Genomic DNA, 18,131 nt, shown 5'->3' on the forward strand with positions numbered 1-18,131 from the left:
TGTACGTTATGAAAACTATAGGGAAAGGCATTTTACAGGTCGCTGTGCTGATGGGCTTCTCGCAATTGTTGAATCTGCTCGTGAACTGGCTGCACCTGCCTGTTCCCGGTAGCATTCTCGGTATCGCCATCCTGTTTATCCTGCTGCAATCCGGCGTCATCAAGCTGGAATGGGTAGACATCGGAGCAAGCTGGCTGCTGGCAGAGCTGCTGCTCTTCTTCATCCCATCTGCGGTCGGCGTTATGAATTACATTCCGATGCTGGAGCAAGATGGCGTTCGCATTATGGCAATCGTTATTTTCAGTACGATGCTGGTGATGGCAAGCTCAGGCTTGCTCGCCGCAATTATGTCCAAACGAAAGGAGCGTCACGCAGAATGAACAGTATCATTTTCCTGCTATCCACACTTATCATCTACGCAGGAGCCAAAAAGCTATACCGTCGCTTCCCGCGCGTCTATCTGTCTCCGCTGCTGACGACTCCACTCGTGCTCGTCATTGTGCTGCTGAGTATGCGCATTCCATACACGCATTACAACGAAGGCGGACATCTGCTATCCCTGTTACTGCAACCGGCAACGATCGCCTTTGCCATTCCATTGTATAAAAATTTGCATACACTCAAAAAACATGCAGGCGAGATTATCGCAAGCGTCCTGTTCGGCTCCATCGTCGCCCTTGGCAGCTCGGCACTGCTGGCACGCATGATGCATCTGGATCACGATCTGATGGGCAGCATCATCCCTCGCTCCATCACTACCCCAATCGCCATGAACGTATCGCAGGCGATTGGCGGCGTACCGACCATTACCGCGGTGTTCGTTATCATGACCGGCTTGATCGGCAGTATGATGGGACCGTATATCGTCAAATGGCTACGCATCGAGAGCGAAATTGCGCGCGGCATTTTATTCGGAACCGCCGCTCACGGAACAGGCACATCGAAGGCATTTGAACTTAGCTCATTGACTGGTACGATCTCTAGTATTTCTATGATTTTATCCGCCTTATTCACACTGGCGGCAACTCCATTACTCACATTCATAATGCTGTCCTGAAAAGGGCAGTATTTTTTTGTATATTTACTACGCTATATACATTATAATCTTATCATGACAGTTTGATTCCTATAATTTGAAATTTATTTATACATTAATTTGAATTTTTATTAATTTATTTAAAATTTATAATATATAGAGAATACCAAGTCGGTTAGCATATTCTATTAATACAACCCCTATTTTATAAGGTAAAATCTGTATTTCTCGTTGTTAAATCCATTTTTACCCATTTTAGTTTAGCGTATGAATTATGACAATTTCCATTATTTTTATGAACATCCAATTCCGAAAGGTGAATTTCATGCTAATATTGTTGTATATTTGTATAAGGGCAGCCTGCTGCTGGAGCCAACAGGTACAAATGAATATGCAACGCCTAATGTTAATCAATTTAAACTGACCAAAGCGGAGGACCTTTATTATGAAAAAAACAGGTATGGTACGTCAGTTGGACAGTCTCGGCAGAATCGTTATTCCCAAAGAAATCCGGGACACGATGGAAATTGGCATCAGCGATCCAATGGAGTTCTTTATTACGGAGAAGGAGATCATCTTCCGTAAGCACAAAGGCATTCAATGCATCTTTTGCGGCAGCTTCGACGATCTCGTGTATTACAAAGATCAATTCATCTGCGGCGATTGCGCTGAACAGATGGGCGACGAATCTCAGCATACTCCAATGGAGGAAGCCAAAGAAACACCTGCTATGAACCGCAATCTGCAATCATCGCTTAGAAAATCACGCAGCAAACGGGGGGAAATGCTGAGTAAAGTCGAAAACGCTATGCAAGAAAATCCGGGTGCTACCCAAAATGAATTAGCACGTATTCTCGGCATCTCGCAAAGTCGGGTATGCCAGATTCAAAAAGAACTTCGTTCCGCCAATTACGAACGCTGATCCTTCGGTTCATTCCGCTTCACAATTACGCGAGCGCTCCACGGGTAGTCAACAAACGCCAGGGATGACGGCAGCAGCTTCGGCTGGCTCCACCGGCATATGCGGTTGGTATCGATTCCATTAATCGCTGCGTTTGTGCAGAATAAGGACAGTCAAACAAACCCCACTTTTTCCGTTATACGGGAAAGGTGGGGTTTGTCGTTGGCAAGGAATTTTTTCTTTGTAAACATTCGCTTCTCTATCGATATTGTGAAACTTTACCTTTAGGCAGAAGCTGAGATCATATACGAAGACCATATCTATTCTACCCTTGGTATGGCTGACCATCACATGAAGCCTACTATGTTGATCCGTATTTATCGCAAGTAGAGATATCCCATGCTTATTGTATTGTATCCAAAATCGCTTTATTCCTTGACCCAGTAGGCGCTGCCATCCTCCTGCCGATCCATAAATCCGTATTCGATCAAATACCGGCGCAGCGTTACATAATCAGCAAATGCGGCAGATAGCTGCTCATTCACTTCTTTTTCCGTATACTGTCGTCCACTTGTAAACCGCTTCATCAGATGACGCAGAATAGCAATCTTCCGCTTCTCTTTACGCGGGAATTCGGATAGCCGCCCATCCAATCCTTCTTTGAAATACTGCTTCAGAATTGCCGCATTCTCTTGCTCGGTCATATTGTAGCGCTCATCCACCATCGTCGCTGTACGATGGATCTCGATAAATGGTGCGGGGTCATTGTTTTGCTGCTCCAACAATTCCATAATCGCTAACAGCACACGCGCCTGCTTTGCCTTTTCCCGCAGAGCAAATCGGTGATTGCGAATGGTGGATTTGCTACTTCCATGTGCCGCGACCAGATCAGCATCGCTTTTGCCTTCATAAAAAGAACGCAGCAACTCGCATTGCAGCTCGGTCAGCCCGGTCAGCTTTTTGTTGAGCATCAGCAGATAATGAAACATGGATACGTATTTGCTGCGGATATGCTGCTGCATAAAGCGCTCTGCCTCATAAAAGTATCCATCCTGCTCATAGATTCTTCCTTTTTCAAATACCTGCCCATCGATCAGACAAACAAAACCGCCAAACGGTCCCGCCTGCCGCTCCTCCATATAGCCTTGCTTCAATTCTTCCAGAGAAGCTTGCCAGAACCGATCGGATTGCTGCTTGCCGGTAATTTCACTCATAATGATGTGCTCCTTCGTTAATTATCCATTCACATGTTGTTGGATCTGTGCCATACATTGCTCGTATTGCTTCAATCCACTACTTCTATTCCTTCACCCAATATGCACGTCCATCCTCTTGCCGATCCATGAACCCGTAGATGATAAGATATCGTCGCAAGGTCGCATAATCGTCAAAAGCGGCTGCCAACCGTTCATTCACTTCTTGCTCTGTATACTGACGTCCACGCTCAAATCGTTGAAGCAGATGGCGCAAAATAATAATCTTGCGCTTCTCCTTACGCGGAAACTCTGACAACCGTCCATCTAGCCCGTCTTTGAAATACCGCTTCAATATCGATTCGTTCTCCTGCTGTGTCATCGTATACCGATCATCGACCAACGTCACGGTCTCGTGCATCGGCATGATAGACGATTCGTTCTGGTTCTGCTGTTGTTTTTCAGACGCCGATGACTTGGATATAGACGTATCCGATATTTGTTGGGATGTATTCGGCACATGTGTAGATTCATCCGTAGTTTGCGTAGATACATGCACGGTTAGTCTAGACAGATCGTTTTGTTGTCTATTGGTTTCTTCATTCATTATTATATACTCCTTCTATTGGTGATTGGCTTGGTTATTTGCCCTCATATTTGGATTTGTTAGCACACCCAACGCCAAATCCACTATTGTATGCGCCACGATGAATACCTTCGACTTATTTTGTCTCATCGGAATATGGAATGGAATGGTTACATATTGCATGAACTTATTACATTGACTTATTGTGATTATGAGTATAATATCTAGTTAATAAATAGTCAAATCATAATTTTGTCTATAAAATAAACAGACAAGTGTTATTCCATCTATTATATGTATACTACGAAGGAGGAATTGTAATGGAAAAGTTAAAACGAAAAGAATTACAGGAGCAGTACAAGCAAATGAAAACATATATGGGCGTCATCCAGATCGCGAATACGATCAACGGCAAAATCTACCTAGACAGCTACCCCAATCTAAAAAACAAATGGCTGACCTTAACGATGCAACTCAATCAAGGACGCTTCGCCAATGCTGGATTGCAAAACGATTGGACGTTGTTCGGAGAAGAAGCATTTCATTACGAGGTATTGGAGCAGAAGGAAACGGATACAGTTACGGATATACGTTGGGAAAAGAAACAGATGCTGAAACCGTGGTTGGCAAAGCTTCAGCCTTACGGAGAACGCGGATACAATAAACGGCAGCCTTCGCTTGAGCAATAAGCTTAGTAAGAACCGTACTTTAGAATCGGAATCTGATCGAATATGCTTACATGAAGAATCATACAAAATACCCCTTCCACAACAATGGGAAGGGGTATTTTGCATTCATATTTTGATCGTTTAATCTATAACCTGTACGTTTGTATCTATCATACACCTGAATATGCTCTTACGAAGATTGTACCGGTGTCTGACCTTTCACCTTTGAAGACGATGCTGGAACGGCTGGACGCGATAACGAATACAGCGCACACAGGAACGACAGCACGACGATTCCTGCGCCAACCCAGGCGTTAATCGTAACTGCACCGGTATTTTTGATCACGATTCCGCCGAATGCGGAGCCGATCGCGATACCGATTTGCAGAGCGGAGAAGTTGAAGCTTTGTTGAATATCGGATGTTTCCGGTGCTACTTCGATCAGGTAGCTCTGCTGTGCCGGAGACAATGCCCAGCTCAGTGCGCCCCAGATAAACAATACAACCGGGAAGATAAACACCGATTTCGCTGAGAATGGTAATACGAACATCGCCAGAGCGAATACACCGGTTACGATAAGCATACTTTTGTTACTACCCAGACGGTCAGACATCACGCCGCCGATCATACCGCCGCTAACGGCTGCAAGACCGAATACGAAGTAGACGATACTGATCCAGTAGGCGTTCAGATTCATTGTACTTTCCAGAAATGGCGTCAAATACGCATACATCGTATAGTGACCTGCCAGCAGCAGCATCGTTACAAGATGCGCGCTGAGGATTTTGGAATTTTTCAGGGAAGCCAGCTGTGCTCGTAGCGGCATGGACTTTTCAACCGGAATCGGAGCGAGGAATACTCCGATGATCACCATCGCTACCAGTGTCAGCAGCGCAATCGCCAGAAACAGTACGCGCCAGCCGAGGGCTTCTTGAATCAGTACACCGACTGGTACGCCGAGTACGATCGACGAGCTAATCCCCATCGAGATAATACCGATGACACGTGCACGGAATTGTGGAGCAACCACTTTCACCGCAATCGTCAGCGACAATGTTGTGATCAACGAGCCACTGGCAGCGGTGATCATACGGGAAATAAACAATACTTCATAGTTCGGACTCCAGAACGCTAGCACAGCGCCAGCGGTAAAGGCAAGCATCGACCACAGATAGAGCGCCTTGCGCTCCACCCGCGATGTTAACGCCAGCAGTGTCGGTCCCGAAATTGCATATACGAGTGCATAAATGGTGATCAGCTGCCCAGCTGTCCCGATCGATACATTCAGATCGCGGGCAATCTCCGGCAGTACGCCACCAATAATCAGTTCAATCAATCCCACCGTAAAGGTGGCAATCGTCAAAATCAATACTTTAAAATTCAAGCTGTCTCTCTCCTTTGCATGGAACGTTTCTTTTATAACATGCATGCAGACGGCTGTCGTCACAGACCCCTGCTTATGTTCCAAAACGTGAGCGCCGGAATCCTGCAAATCCATAAAAAAATCCTGATTACGACAGGATGCACGGACGATGCACCATCTGTAGTAATCAGGATTGTTCGGTTCCTGGTAGAGACCCTCAAACCATATTATTGAGGTTATACACGATGTATTATAAATTCCATAACTCATTCAGTTGTAAGTGAATTGTTGATAGCACGTCACATCAACATTACATACCTTACCAGATCGAAAATGGGATTTCAACTGTTATTTTCATAATTTTTTTGATTTCCTGCCAATTTTGCAAAATGCCCTCGCACGACTCGGCGAAATTCCTGCGCTGCCTGCGAGATATACGTTTCCTGTCGCCAGACTAGCACAATCTGTTTATTTCCTTTTATCCGTTCCGCCCGCAAGACAATGTTCATCTAGGAAAAAGCGCTAGCATTGTGTTGAGTGTGCTTAATTAGAATTCGCGCAATCTTCTATTTAGGATCGGTAGTGTTTTAATAATTAATCATAGTAATTCTGAATAACTACTTATGCAAAATATATCTCACTCGCAATCTTGTGAATATACTAAGGTACCTTTAAGTAATACTTTTTTCACTTGAAAACCAGAATCCAAAATTACCAAATCAGCAGCGTAACCTTCTTTGATTGCACCCAAATGATACTGTTGCAATATACGTGCTGGAGTAGCTGTAGCCATTTTGATCGTCTCATATAATGGAATCTTCATATGCACCGCTGTCTGTAATGCCATATTCATAGTAACGGTGCTTGAAGCGAGCGTTCCGTCTGAAAGTCGAGCGATACCATCTTGTACAGTTACTTGGTGCCCCCCAAATTGAAAACTTCCATCCGCCATTCCCATAGCCTGTAATGCATCTGTAATGAGAACCATTCGATCAGCCGTTTTTATTTTATGCATTAACCGCACAATGCCATGGTGAAGATGGACATGATCTACAATAGCTTGTACGCTAACTTCATCATGTTCCAATGCTGCCGTAGTGATTCCTGGATTACGATGATGAATATGCGGCATGGCATTAAAACAATGTGTAATATGTGTAACTCCATTTTTAAAAGCATGTACTGCTTCTTCATATGTGGCATTAGTATGTCCAGCTGCAACAATAACATGCTTTGACTTCAAATATTCAATGAGTTCGTCTGCTCCCGGCAATTCAGGTGCAATCGTAACCATTTTGATCAAACCTTCTGCATGTTCAAAAATCAATCTCATTTCATCGATATTGCAATGTCGAATAAATCGAGGATCTTGCATCCCTTTTTTTTCGATATTTAAATAGGGACCTTCTAAATGAATGCCTAAAATATGTGCTCCCTGTTCTCTACCCACCACTTTTTTAACAGCTTCAATCATACATAATAGTTGCTCTAACGAGGAAGTTACAGAAGTAACCAAAAATCCAGTACATCCGGTTTGGAGACATTTTTGGGAGACCTCTTGGATGCTCTTTGTCGTTCCATCCATCATATCGTAGTTATTAGCACCATGAATATGAACGTCTATCATACCTGGAATAATGAGCTGATCGTCTCCGTCAATAATATGTTCAAATATACTTTCATCTCTATCTAGAGGTGACTGTATTGCTTGAATGTTGCTATTTGCAATGACCAGATCGGCGTGTACTTCTCCTTCAGATGTAGCCATTTTCACATTTTTAATTAGAGTTCTCATTGTTCACTCTCCAATAGTCCATTTTATGCCTTTATGTTCAAGGCTATTCCTAATAGATTCTGGAATTGTTGCATCGGTAATTACGTAATCAATACCTTCCAAAGACATTTTAAAATTTCCTTGGTTGTGAAATTTGGTATGATCGACCAGCAAGCAAGTAATATCTGAATTGTTAATAATCATTTCATGGAAAGAAATATCATCTATTTCGGAATAAAACAAACTTTGCTCATCCATACCAGAAGCACCAAGAAAAGCAATGTCAAAATGAAATGAATCGATTTGAGAGAACGTAACAGATCCTTTTAACAAATGAGAATCTTTTTGAAAAAATCCTCCTAGTAAAAACACCTCATAGTTGTACTTCGAGAAAGTTAGTGCATTATCTAACGAATTTGTTACAAACAAGAGCTGCGGCGCCTGTACATGTTCAGCTAATAATTGAACCGTCGTAGAAACATCTAACCATATAACTTGGTTATCCTTCATGTATTGTGTAGCCAAACGAGCAATTTTTTGTTTAGCCAAACTATGTTTGATTAATCTTTCTTCATAATTCTCAATACGTTCTTTTATTTTGGGAAGTGTAATTCCGCCACGTATTTTCTCTGCATAGCCATGTTCTACAAGATTTAAAATATCACGTCGTGCAGTATCTTTTGATATTGCGAATTTATCCATTAGATCTGACAATTCAAGCATTTGCTTTTCTTGCAAACATTCTAAAATTTTAATCATACGTTCTTTTTTATCCATCATCATCCCTCCCACTTTATTATATCTTATATTAGCATTTTTTTGCATTTTTTTATCAAAAAAATAAGTTTTTATGATCTTAAATAAACTAAAATTATAAAATAGATAGCAAAAAGAGCCAGTTTTGTATCCAAGTGTGTCGTTGACCTTTTTACATCTATCCAGATCGATATACAGGAAGCACAGTTGACGTTTGGTATCAACTAACATTTGCTCCAATATTGTTTCAGTGCGTTGTGGTTCGGCAAATCAGTTAGATGGTCGTAACGCGCCATCGTCTGCTTCTGCCTCAGCTCTACGTCTTTTTGCGTAATCGAACGAACCCTATGCTTGAGCGAACTCGATAGGATATTGATCTCTTGAAAACCGCCTTTTCGTGTAGTTTTATATCTTCGCCAGCAGCAAAGCGGTTGACGCGTAACTTCGGCGGCATTCTCGCTTCGACGTTGATCAGCATTATTGCAGGAGCGGCATTTACGGCAGACAATTTTCACGAGTTGACGATGGTATTGATAGGATTAGCAGTGGTGTACGGCGCTGTGCTGTATGGACGCCAGCGTATGAGTAATTCAACTAGAAACAGGCAGGGACAATATGAATCGAAATGATCTTGCGCCATCACCATGACTATCTTCATCACAACTTGACTAAAATGATTTTCATCATGAAAATATGCAAATATTATTGACGATGACGGGCATACGTTATATGCTACTTATGAAATCGCAACCAATCGCATAACGACCGTACATCGGCGTGTTACCAGCAATGGGCATGAGCCAAGCAACGGAGCGTAGTTCTCGCATACGTATATCGTATGTGCTGCCTCCTTTGTCTTGGCTCTTTTTTGCGTTTCGGCAGGGTGTCTAGGTTCCATTACGAGTAGGAAATGCGCAATGTGGTGTCTGCAGCGCTTCATTGTTCTTTTCCAACCTCGTCTGGCGTGGTATTCTGCAAGCAAGAGGTGATTGTCTCCATGAACAGAGAACAGCGGATGTTACAGGTGGATCGGGTGGTAGGCAACAATATTGTCATGGCAACAGATGCGTTAACTAGCGTGGAATATGTGCTGCTGGGGAAGGGTCTGGGCTTTGCCGCCAAACATCTACAAGAGCTGGACACAGCAGACGAACGGATTGAGAAACGATTTCGGCTGGAAGATCGCGAGCAGATGATGAATCATCCGACCTTTTTTGAGGATATGGATGCGCCGGTGATGGAAGTATCCGACCGGGTCATTCAACTGATCGGACAGCGGTTCCCCGGACAATTGAATGACAAGATCTATCTCGCGCTGCCCGGTCATATCCAGTTCACCGTGTACCGGATGAGGCACAGCATCGAGATCGTGAATCCATTTTTGCAGGAAACGCAGGTGTGTTTTCCGCAGGAGTACGAAGTGGCATTGGAGGCGCTGAATCTGATGCGTGAGACGTTTGCGCTGGATATTCCAGAGGATGAAGCGGGCTTTCTGACGTATCATATCCACTCTGCTATCACGCACGTGCCAGTCGGTCAGCTCGTAAAAATGTCCTCGCTGCTGAGCAAATTGCAGCGCATGATCGAGGATGACCGCCAGATTCTGTTCCAGCAGGGCAGTATGAATCAGGTGCGCCTGATGATCCATCTGCGCTTTGCATTGGAACGGATGGTACAAGGTTCGCTAGTGGACAATCCGCTCATTCAGCATATTCGTGAGCAATATGCGGAGGAATACGAATTGGCGGTACGGATGAAGCAGGTCATGGAACGGGAAATGAAGCTGACGGTTCCGGAGGATGAGGTTTGTTTTCTGGCAATGCATTTGTATCGCTTGTTCCGCACGTATAAACAGGAGGGATAATCGGAAGTAGGCGTATTGCCGAAAGGCAGTAGAGAGAAGGAATGCCAATAGCGCGCATTTACGATTTTTTTGTGAAAATATTTTTCGTGAATGACATATTCATTATCTCTTACATGCCGTACTATTGTGTCCTTCCCTGTGTCTCTACTTCATTCTTCGTATTCCAGTAATGATTCTACTATTCGTACACTTGTAACGATCTCCGTCTACTTTTGCCGTGTTCCCACCATTGCTGTGTTTTACAAAACAAGAGGTTCGTCGTTATGGTACAACTGCAATTCAATACACTGATCACCGAGATGGGGATTCGGGATCAGTCAAGGAGGTTTATGCCCATGCTTCAATTTTTGCAAAAGATCGGTCGCTCGTTGATGTTGCCGGTTGCTACGTTGCCTGCTGCGGCTATTTTGCGCGGATTCGGCTTGTTAAACTATGAGACGGACATTCCGCTCGGCTCGACCGTCGGTGGGTTTTTGAACCATTATATCGCGCCGCTGCTAACTGCTGGTGCAGGTGCTATTTTTGACAATCTCGCGCTGATCTTCGCAGTTGGTATCGCGATCGGTATGGCACGCGATGCGGTTGCGGCACTGTCCGCTGTACTAGGTTATATGATTTTGACTGCCATTCTGGGAATTATCCCTGGCATGATGGGCTACATACCGGATGACGTGAAGCTGAATATGGGCGTGCTCGGCGGGATTCTCGTCGGTCTATGGGCAGCTTATATGTACAACCGTTTCCACAATATCAAAATGCCGGACTGGCTCGGCTTCTTCTCGGGTAAACGCTTTGTACCGATGGTTACCGCAGCCAGCACGATTGTACTGGCAACACTGGTCGGTATGATCTGGAGTCCGATTCAGGACGCGATCTCTGTGTTCGGGATGTGGGTCGTTGGTCTGGGCGGTTTTGGTTCGTTTGTATTCGGTGCAGCGAACCGTTTGCTCGTGCCCATCGGTCTGCATCACGTACTCAACTCCATCGCCTGGTTCCAGATCGGCGATTATACGAACGCTGCTGGTGAAGTGGTGCACGGTGACTTGACACGCTTCTTCGCTGGCGACAAAACGGCAGGCATGTTCATGTCCGGCTTCTTCCCGATCATGATGTTTGCATTGCCGGGTGCGGCACTTGCCTTTATCCATACCGCACGTCCGGAGAAACGCAAAGCGGTTGCCGCGATCTTCATTAGCGCAGCGATTGCTTCGTTCCTGACCGGGATCACGGAGCCGCTCGAATTTGCGTTTATGTTCACTGCACCGCTGCTGTATCTGGTGCATGCTTTGCTGACGGGGTTGTCCGGTCTGATTATGTACATGCTAAATGTAAAATTAGGCTTTGGCTTCTCCGCTGGTCTGATCGATTATCTAATCAATATGAAGCTGGCGACCAACCCGCTGCTCATGATTCCAGTCGGACTTGGATTTGGCGTTGTGTATTACGTCTTGTTCCGTTTCCTAATCGTCAAATTCAACCTGAAAACACCGGGTCGCGAAGATGACGATGTAGCAGTAACTGCGGTTCCAGCTAGCGGGAATGCTAGTGAAGTACCTGCCGCTGCAATCGCTGCATCCGGTACTGCCGGAGATAGCAAAGCTGCACAGGTATTGACCCGTCTCGGCGGCTCGCAGAACATCGACAGCATCGATGCCTGTATTACCCGCCTGCGCCTTGTTGTCAAAGACGACCGTCAGGTCGAAGACGCCGAATTGCGTAAATTGGGCGCAGCTGGTGTGATGCGACTCGGTAGAGGTGCCGTACAAGTTATTTTCGGTACTCAGTCAGAAACGCTCAAAGACGAGATCAAAGACATCATGGATCATCGCCAAGCGTAATTGCCGGGATGAGTTTAGAATAGAACTGACACAAACAGGCATCTCCCTCACCTTGCTTCTGGTGACCGGGAGATGCCTGTTTCTTTTTCCAAAAACCAATTGCCGTTCTCCATGCTTCTACTATTAAGAAGATACAGCCGCTCGTACTAACACATCAAGTAAACCGTACAGCACTTCGCGATTGGATGACGGAATGTGAAACGAAGAGATGTCTGCTGCATTCTGCACATATTCCGAACCATCCAGATAATCCGCATCATGCTGAAGTAATAGCTCCACACTCTCCGGTGTACTCTCGAAATGAAACTGCAACCCAATCACTCTTTCGCTATACACAAACCCCTGATTGGCACAAACGTCACTCGCGAATAACCGCTCCGCTCCTGCTGGAATACCAAATTGCTCACCATGCCAGTGCAGCACTGTCAATGTCTCTGGCACAAACTCATACCGCTGCGATACACGACGCACAGGCTGCCAACCAACTTCGCGTGTACCCGCGATGACCTCTGCACCTAGTGCTTTGGCAATCTGCTGTGCACCGAGACAAATGCCCAGTATCGGCACCTGTCGCTCGATCGCCGCACAGATTAGCTCCCGCTCAGCGGCAATCCAGTCTGGTTCAAGATCGTTGACACTCATCGGTCCGCCCAAGATAACTAGCAACTCCAACTGATCTGCAATGGGCAACGGCGCTGCCAGATCCAATCGGTGTACCATTAACTCGTGCCCGCGCTGCTCCGCCCACTGCCCAACCGCAGCTGGTCCTTCAAAAGCAATATGCTGTATAACATCTACTCTCATCGTGATCCCTCCTCAGTCCTGCTTCCCTCTATTCTTCGTATTCCCTCTGTCGAACATTATACCGTATGATGTGACAATCACCGAGCAATCGACGAATTTATGGGTATACAGTAAGTATAGGTATCTGCCCGGCAGCTTTACTACATTAGCAGTCGGTGACCATCATTCTTGTTCAGGAGGAAACCCGCATGCCCGACAAATTCGACTACGATCTGGACTATCCCAACCTCAATCTGCGCGAGCATCCCGAGCTATACCGTGTCGGCAAGGGCGAGCAGGGTGTACTGATGGTGGAACCGTACAAAAGCGAGATTTTACCCCACTGGCGTTTTAAAAATCCAGATATCGCTACCGAATCATCTGAGAAAATCTACACCATGTTTCTGGATTACAAAGAAAACGACGACTTTGTTGGCATGGATATGGCGCGCAAATTTCTACAAATGGGCTACACCCGTGCCCGCCGCTACACCAACCACAAAGGCGGTCGCAAATACGACGAAGACGGCAATATCCTTCCCTATACCAGCGACCCGATCAAAGCAGAATCGGCACGTATTTTCAAAGTAAAATGGGATGAAGTCAAGGTGGATGCGGATTACGTACGTATGAAAAAAGAGCATCAGCAGCGCTACGGCGGCTGATGCTCTTTCTTTGCCAACTAGTACACGATTCGACTGTCATCTCCTCTCACATTTGCCGTATAACGATTCATAAAGGAGCCTACTCTCTGCTGAACTTCTTTTACAACTATACGACTTGCATCGTTATCTTATATAATTTCATTGTTTACGTGTATGATAAGATCACTCGCTTCCATACTAGATCTCTGCAATCCATACTAAACTTCTACAATCCAACTGCACCACATAGGATAAGCACAAGATTTCTGCTGACGGTATGTTCCGCATGTACTTCTTTTGGAAGGAGACGGTTATGAAAATCAACGAACTCGCAAGTAAACTCGGAATCTCCACGCGGACGATCCGCTTTTACGAGCAACATGGTTTGCTGCCGGGTGTGAAGCGGGAGCAGAATGCTTACCGTGTCTTCGACGAGCAGGACGTGTGGCGTCTGCAAACGATCATCGCGCTGCGTGAAGCTGGGATGGCGGTGAAGGAAATACGGGAAGTGCTGGATGTGGAGCAAATGCCAGATCACGAACGGCTTCGGTATGTATTGGAATTGCAGCAGGCGCTGTTAACGGGACAGTGGCTAGAGATGCGGCGAATGGCGGAGACGACTTCGCAGATGCTGGATTTGCTGCGTGCCGAGCAGGATGTGCCCGTACAGGAGTTTTTTGAAATGGCACAGCAGGCAAGGCAACTTCGTGAATTGCGGCAAAATTGGCGAGATCACTGGAACTTTGACCAACGTGCAGTTGAGCACGACGTTTACGTACAAACCGACAGTCAGCAATATCCTGGCTACGATGTTGCGCTCTCGCATACAGCGTCAACCGTGCGCGCTACCGCTGGTGAACACGGATTGGATCTCGGCACCGGAACTGGTAATCTCGCTGGAACACTGTTGGCATACGGCGCACATATGTCCGGCATCGATCAATCACGCGAAATGCTAAAGCAGTGCCGCAGCAAATTCCCGCAAATGGACGTGCGAATCGGCAATCTGCTGTCAATTCCGTACGCGGATGATAGCTTCGACTTTGCCGTATCCAGCTTTACCTTTCGCCATCTGACCGAATCGCAGCTGCCACTGGCGCTAGAAGAACTGCATCGCGTACTGCAAAAGCATGGACGAATCTGTATCACTGACCGTGAATCGGAACAGGAAGTGACATTGGATCAAGCGCAAACCGATGGAATGGATGCCAAGGCGGAGTATCGCATCGCAAATGAACAGCATTTCAAGCTGTCCGATGTGCTGTACAACTGGTTAGAGCAACATGACTATATGGTGCAGCGCACTTCCCCCTATCCCGCTGTCTTTACCTTACTCGCTGTACCGATTCATTCGCGTGCTTGAGGATATAAAAGAACAGAAAAAGACCGCTTTTTCGGATTGATCGTGATGTCAGGGAAGAAATCCGAAAAAGCGGTCTATGGTTATGTTTAAAGTAAAGATTAGCTATGTCGAGGAAAGCAAATTGCGGAGAAGATAGAGGAACTATTCAGTAAAACCGGAATTTACGACTTGATAATAATGATGACACCACGATCCATATTGTTGGACATTGACGTGCCTCCTTTGGTAATAAAATGGGGGAAACAGTACATTGTTGTACACGTCAGGTTGCTTATTTGATGATGATGATTACTTCGCGTGTTTGTGCAGATGTCATTGTATTGTCTCCTTTCTTGATTTCAGAGTATGAGTAGAGTTGGACAGCAGATTATCGGATGATGATGATCACGTTTTGAACTGGAGTCATGGTCGTCCCCTCCTTCGTTTTAAAGTTGATCCTGCGACGACTGTAACTTTGCGGCATCCAGCTTACTTCGTTACGATAATGATCACGTTACGTTCGTTTGTCATGTGTACCCCTCCTTCACTTCAAAATGGAATTCACCACTTTTTCCACCTAACAACACCGATTACTTCGTTACGATGATGATTACGTTGCGCTCGTTTGTCATGTGTAGCCTCCTTCACTTCAAAATGGAACTCACCACTTTTTTCGCCTAACAACACCGATTACTTCGTTACGATAATGATCACGTTACGCTCGTTTGTCATGTGTACACCCTCCTTCGCTCCAAAATGAAATCCACCACTTTTTTCGCCGACTAACACCGATTACTTCGTTACGATAATGATCACGTTACGCTCGTTTGTCATGTGTATACCCTCCTTTGCTTCAAAATGGAACTCACCACTTTTTTCGCCCGCCAACACCGAATTACTTCGTTACGATAATGATCACGTTACGCTCGTTTGTCATGTGTATACCCTCCTTCGCTCCATGATGAAATTCACTACTTTTCACCAACTACCAGCAGCCCAATTACTTCGTCACGATGATGATCACATTGCGCTCGTTTGTCATGCCGCTCACCTCCTTAATGGAATCTCTATTGCCACTTTGCCCATATCGTTGGTCAGCGTGCTATCGCATACGGCTTGAGCTGAGACGGGTATACCACCGCTGACTTCAAAATGCTATACATGTACATATCCCGGTGCTCGCCTTCCCGGTATACATGATCCCGCAGCACACCCTCCTGTTCAAAACCAAAGGCATGAATCAGGCGCATCGCCCCTTGATTATGCAGATGAACTTCGCCGGACACTTTGCGCAAATTCAGATAGTTGAAGCAGTATTGCAGGATCAGCTCGGTTACGTAAGTACCGACTTTTTTGCCGACGAATTCCGGTGTCAGCACCAGACCGTATTTGCAGCGTTGATGGATGTACGATGTTTCGTACAGCATCGCCATACCGGCACGCTCCCCATTTACTTTGACGATAAACATCTTGTTATCACCGGATTCAAACACCGCTACCGTCTTATCAATACTGCCAGCAGAGATCGGATAATCCGACGGCTCCAGAGCGTTCATGACGACAGTCGGGCTATTGTATAGCTCCAGCAAAAATCCTTTGTCATTGTCCTCGACACCAACCAGCACAATCCCTTGCTCTGCATTCATCAACATGAGAATCCCTCCATCATTGTAATTGGGTGTATCATCCATGCGGTGTAGCCTGCTTGCACTGCCTAACTTGAAGCTGCCTAACGTTGTATGACAGCAGGCACGACGGCATGTTCAGGATGCAGATTCCAGTTGAGTGGGCCGGTGACACTGCGCAATAACTATAGATCGTCACGCTAAAGCGGATCGTTGCTGTACATATATTGGTTGTACTTGGAATCGTTATTCACAAATGAGCGGTTTGCAATGGAACAGTTTATAACCGAACGGCTAACGATTTGCTTACCAGTGAACGATTATTTGCGAAACGAATGATACCAACGGTTATTCTGCCAATCCCAGTACAGCAGGGGTCATATCCTTCGCTGGCGGCATAGCACGAGTATGCTTGTTAAGCAGCCAGTACGCCGAGTTCAGCACGACGATCACGCCGCAAGAGATGATGAGTACCGAGTTGCCTGCCCATGCGCCAAGTGCTCCACCAAGAATAGCGCCAAGCGGTGCGATCGCGGCGGACAATCCGATAACAGCTGCCATCACTCGTCCAATGAGCTGCGGCGGTACAATCGATTGAATCATGACCTGAGACAATACGTTGATCATACCTGCCGGAATCCAGCCGATAGCGAACAGTGCAATCGCCATCCATGCCGAAGGGACAAGACCGGTGAACATCCAGCATAGACCGCAGATGAAGATGAGTAGGCAGTACAGCAAGCCCATTTTGAAACGGTACAGCTTGAGCATTGAAGCGGCGTATGAACCAGTCACGATACCCACGCCCGCAGCAGCCATGAAGAATCCGTAGTATTGCGGTCCGCCCCAGCTTTCGCCAAATGCGGGCAATACCGCATAGATCGAAACCCCAGCGAGATTGACGAAGATGATGCCGAGCAGCATACGGGTGAAGACGGGCTTTTTCAATACATCCAGCCCTTCACGCAGATCGCTCATATACTGACGAAATACAGTTTTCAGCGTTGGTCGCTCTGCAACAGTCTGTTCATTTTCAGGTGCCGCGAGAGCATCTTCATGGTTCTCTGCTTGCTGAGCCTTCTGCTTCTGCTCGGCTTGCGGCAATCGCAGCAGCGTGAATAGCAGCGCAGTCAGTACGAAGGTCATACTGTTCAGATAGAAGACCGATACGGCTCCGATCATGGCGATAACGATACCTGCCAGTGAATTAAAAGCCGCGTCACTCCCTTGATAGGCGATGGCGAATAATGAATTACCGCGTGTGAGCTGTTCTTTTGGTAATACTTTGGGTAGCAGACTCAGCTGCGTCGGATAAATGAACTGATTGAGTAGTGAGATGATCGGCATCAGGGTTAGCACGACAGCGATGGTAAGCAGCTGGTAGGCGTATAATGCCGGGATGATCAACAGCAGTAGTGCTTGTGTGAGCTGCGTGAAGATCATGAGCCGTTTGGCGGGAAAGCGGTCGATCAATGGACCGAGTACGATCTGTGCCAGCGCTGGTAGTGAAGTGAGAAATAACGCCAAGCCCGTATACAGCGTCGATCCTCCCAGTTGATACACCATCCACATGGCAGCGATGGCGTAGAAGCTATCGCCCATATTTGCTAGAAAACGTCCACTTAACAACAGGTTAAAGTTCCAGTTTCGGAATATTGAACTCATGTGACTTTCTCCTTTCATGTTTATTAAATTGTTCGGTCATATTTTTTTGACCGTTTTGGTGAAATAAAAACCTACACTCTTTCAAGTAATAGG

At 46.0% G+C, this 18,131-nt stretch carries 17 protein-coding genes and 1 riboswitch; of the genes, 9 read left to right on the forward strand and 8 right to left on the reverse strand.

The features are described 5' to 3' along the window. The first annotated feature begins 8 nt into the window (after positions 1 to 8). The 3 genes from ACE3MZ_RS21675 to ACE3MZ_RS21685 all read left to right on the forward strand — a co-directional run bounded on the left by ACE3MZ_RS21675 (position 9) and on the right by ACE3MZ_RS21685 (position 1,958). Positions 9 to 380, forward strand: coding sequence for a CidA/LrgA family protein (locus tag ACE3MZ_RS21675; RefSeq protein WP_411344156.1), 372 nt, complete (start codon positions 9 to 11; stop codon positions 378 to 380). After that, positions 377 to 1,057, forward strand: a complete 681-nt coding sequence (locus tag ACE3MZ_RS21680) for a CidB/LrgB family autolysis modulator (protein ID WP_411344157.1) — start codon at positions 377 to 379, stop codon at positions 1,055 to 1,057. Before ACE3MZ_RS21675 ends, ACE3MZ_RS21680 begins: the two co-directional genes overlap by 4 nt. Before the next feature lie 424 nt (positions 1,058 to 1,481). After that, on the forward strand, positions 1,482 to 1,958 hold the full coding sequence (locus ACE3MZ_RS21685; protein WP_411344158.1) for an AbrB/MazE/SpoVT family DNA-binding domain-containing protein: 477 nt from the start codon (positions 1,482 to 1,484) through the stop codon (positions 1,956 to 1,958). Positions 1,959 to 2,365: 407 nt separating this feature from the next. Here ACE3MZ_RS21685 and ACE3MZ_RS21690 read toward each other — a convergent pair whose 3' ends face one another. Beyond that, positions 2,366 to 3,151: a DUF2087 domain-containing protein gene (locus tag ACE3MZ_RS21690; RefSeq protein ID WP_411344159.1), complete on the reverse strand. Its 786-nt coding sequence runs from the start codon at positions 3,149 to 3,151 to the stop codon at positions 2,366 to 2,368. Positions 3,152 to 3,236: 85 nt separating this feature from the next. Continuing rightward, positions 3,237 to 3,737, reverse strand: a complete 501-nt coding sequence (locus ACE3MZ_RS21695) for a DUF2087 domain-containing protein (RefSeq protein ID WP_411344160.1) — start codon at positions 3,735 to 3,737, stop codon at positions 3,237 to 3,239. A gap of 299 nt (positions 3,738 to 4,036) precedes the next feature. On the opposite strand from ACE3MZ_RS21695, the gene ACE3MZ_RS21700 reads away from it, so the two are divergent. After that, positions 4,037 to 4,405 (forward strand): GIY-YIG nuclease family protein, encoded by a 369-nt coding sequence (locus tag ACE3MZ_RS21700; RefSeq protein ID WP_411344161.1) that lies wholly within the window; start codon positions 4,037 to 4,039, stop codon positions 4,403 to 4,405. Between the two features lie 169 nt (positions 4,406 to 4,574). Here ACE3MZ_RS21700 and ACE3MZ_RS21705 read toward each other — a convergent pair whose 3' ends face one another. The 3 genes from ACE3MZ_RS21705 to ACE3MZ_RS21715 all read right to left on the reverse strand — a co-directional run bounded on the left by ACE3MZ_RS21705 (position 4,575) and on the right by ACE3MZ_RS21715 (position 8,304). Next, positions 4,575 to 5,768, reverse strand: coding sequence for an MFS transporter (locus tag ACE3MZ_RS21705; RefSeq protein WP_411344162.1), 1,194 nt, complete (start codon positions 5,766 to 5,768; stop codon positions 4,575 to 4,577). Positions 5,769 to 5,911: 143 nt separating this feature from the next. Continuing rightward, positions 5,912 to 6,010, reverse strand: a riboswitch (purine riboswitch). 374 nt (positions 6,011 to 6,384) lie between these two features. Beyond that, a complete protein-coding gene (nagA, locus tag ACE3MZ_RS21710) occupies positions 6,385 to 7,542 on the reverse strand; it encodes an N-acetylglucosamine-6-phosphate deacetylase (protein WP_411344164.1) in 1,158 nt (385 codons plus the stop codon). Between the two features lie 3 nt (positions 7,543 to 7,545). Next, entirely contained in the window at positions 7,546 to 8,304 is a 759-nt protein-coding gene (locus ACE3MZ_RS21715; protein ID WP_411344165.1) for a DeoR/GlpR family DNA-binding transcription regulator, read from the reverse strand. 353 nt (positions 8,305 to 8,657) lie between these two features. Between ACE3MZ_RS21715 and ACE3MZ_RS21720 the strand changes: the two genes are divergently transcribed. The 3 genes from ACE3MZ_RS21720 (at position 8,658) to nagE (ending at position 11,979) form a co-directional block, all read left to right on the forward strand. Beyond that, entirely contained in the window at positions 8,658 to 8,906 is a 249-nt protein-coding gene (locus tag ACE3MZ_RS21720; protein WP_411344166.1) for a hypothetical protein, read from the forward strand. 368 nt (positions 8,907 to 9,274) lie between these two features. Then, positions 9,275 to 10,141: a PRD domain-containing protein gene (locus ACE3MZ_RS21725; protein WP_411344167.1), complete on the forward strand. Its 867-nt coding sequence runs from the start codon at positions 9,275 to 9,277 to the stop codon at positions 10,139 to 10,141. Between the two features lie 335 nt (positions 10,142 to 10,476). Next, positions 10,477 to 11,979 (forward strand): N-acetylglucosamine-specific PTS transporter subunit IIBC, encoded by a 1,503-nt coding sequence (gene nagE, locus ACE3MZ_RS21730; RefSeq protein ID WP_411344168.1) that lies wholly within the window; start codon positions 10,477 to 10,479, stop codon positions 11,977 to 11,979. A gap of 123 nt (positions 11,980 to 12,102) precedes the next feature. On the opposite strand, the gene ACE3MZ_RS21735 is transcribed toward nagE, so the two are convergent. Further along, positions 12,103 to 12,783 (reverse strand): type 1 glutamine amidotransferase, encoded by a 681-nt coding sequence (locus tag ACE3MZ_RS21735; protein WP_411344169.1) that lies wholly within the window; start codon positions 12,781 to 12,783, stop codon positions 12,103 to 12,105. Between the two features lie 188 nt (positions 12,784 to 12,971). On the opposite strand from ACE3MZ_RS21735, the gene ACE3MZ_RS21740 reads away from it, so the two are divergent. Both ACE3MZ_RS21740 and ACE3MZ_RS21745 read left to right on the forward strand, forming a co-directional pair. Beyond that, positions 12,972 to 13,427: a DUF4385 domain-containing protein gene (locus tag ACE3MZ_RS21740; RefSeq protein ID WP_411344170.1), complete on the forward strand. Its 456-nt coding sequence runs from the start codon at positions 12,972 to 12,974 to the stop codon at positions 13,425 to 13,427. 292 nt (positions 13,428 to 13,719) lie between these two features. Next, positions 13,720 to 14,769, forward strand: a complete 1,050-nt coding sequence (locus ACE3MZ_RS21745; RefSeq protein WP_411344171.1) for a MerR family transcriptional regulator — start codon at positions 13,720 to 13,722, stop codon at positions 14,767 to 14,769. A 1,073-nt stretch (positions 14,770 to 15,842) separates the two neighbouring features. Here ACE3MZ_RS21745 and ACE3MZ_RS21750 read toward each other — a convergent pair. Further along, on the reverse strand, positions 15,843 to 16,400 hold the full coding sequence (locus ACE3MZ_RS21750) for a GNAT family N-acetyltransferase (RefSeq protein WP_411344172.1): 558 nt from the start codon (positions 16,398 to 16,400) through the stop codon (positions 15,843 to 15,845). A gap of 321 nt (positions 16,401 to 16,721) precedes the next feature. Continuing rightward, positions 16,722 to 18,038 carry an MFS transporter gene (locus ACE3MZ_RS21755; RefSeq protein WP_411344173.1) on the reverse strand — a complete coding sequence of 439 codons (1,317 nt, stop codon included), beginning with the start codon at positions 18,036 to 18,038 and terminating at the stop codon, positions 16,722 to 16,724. Positions 18,039 to 18,131: the final 93 nt, after the last annotated feature.

Origin of the sequence: Paenibacillus sp. WLX1005, assembly GCF_046603685.1 — a bacterium.
Classification (GTDB): Bacteria; Bacillota; Bacilli; order Paenibacillales; family Paenibacillaceae; genus Saccharibacillus.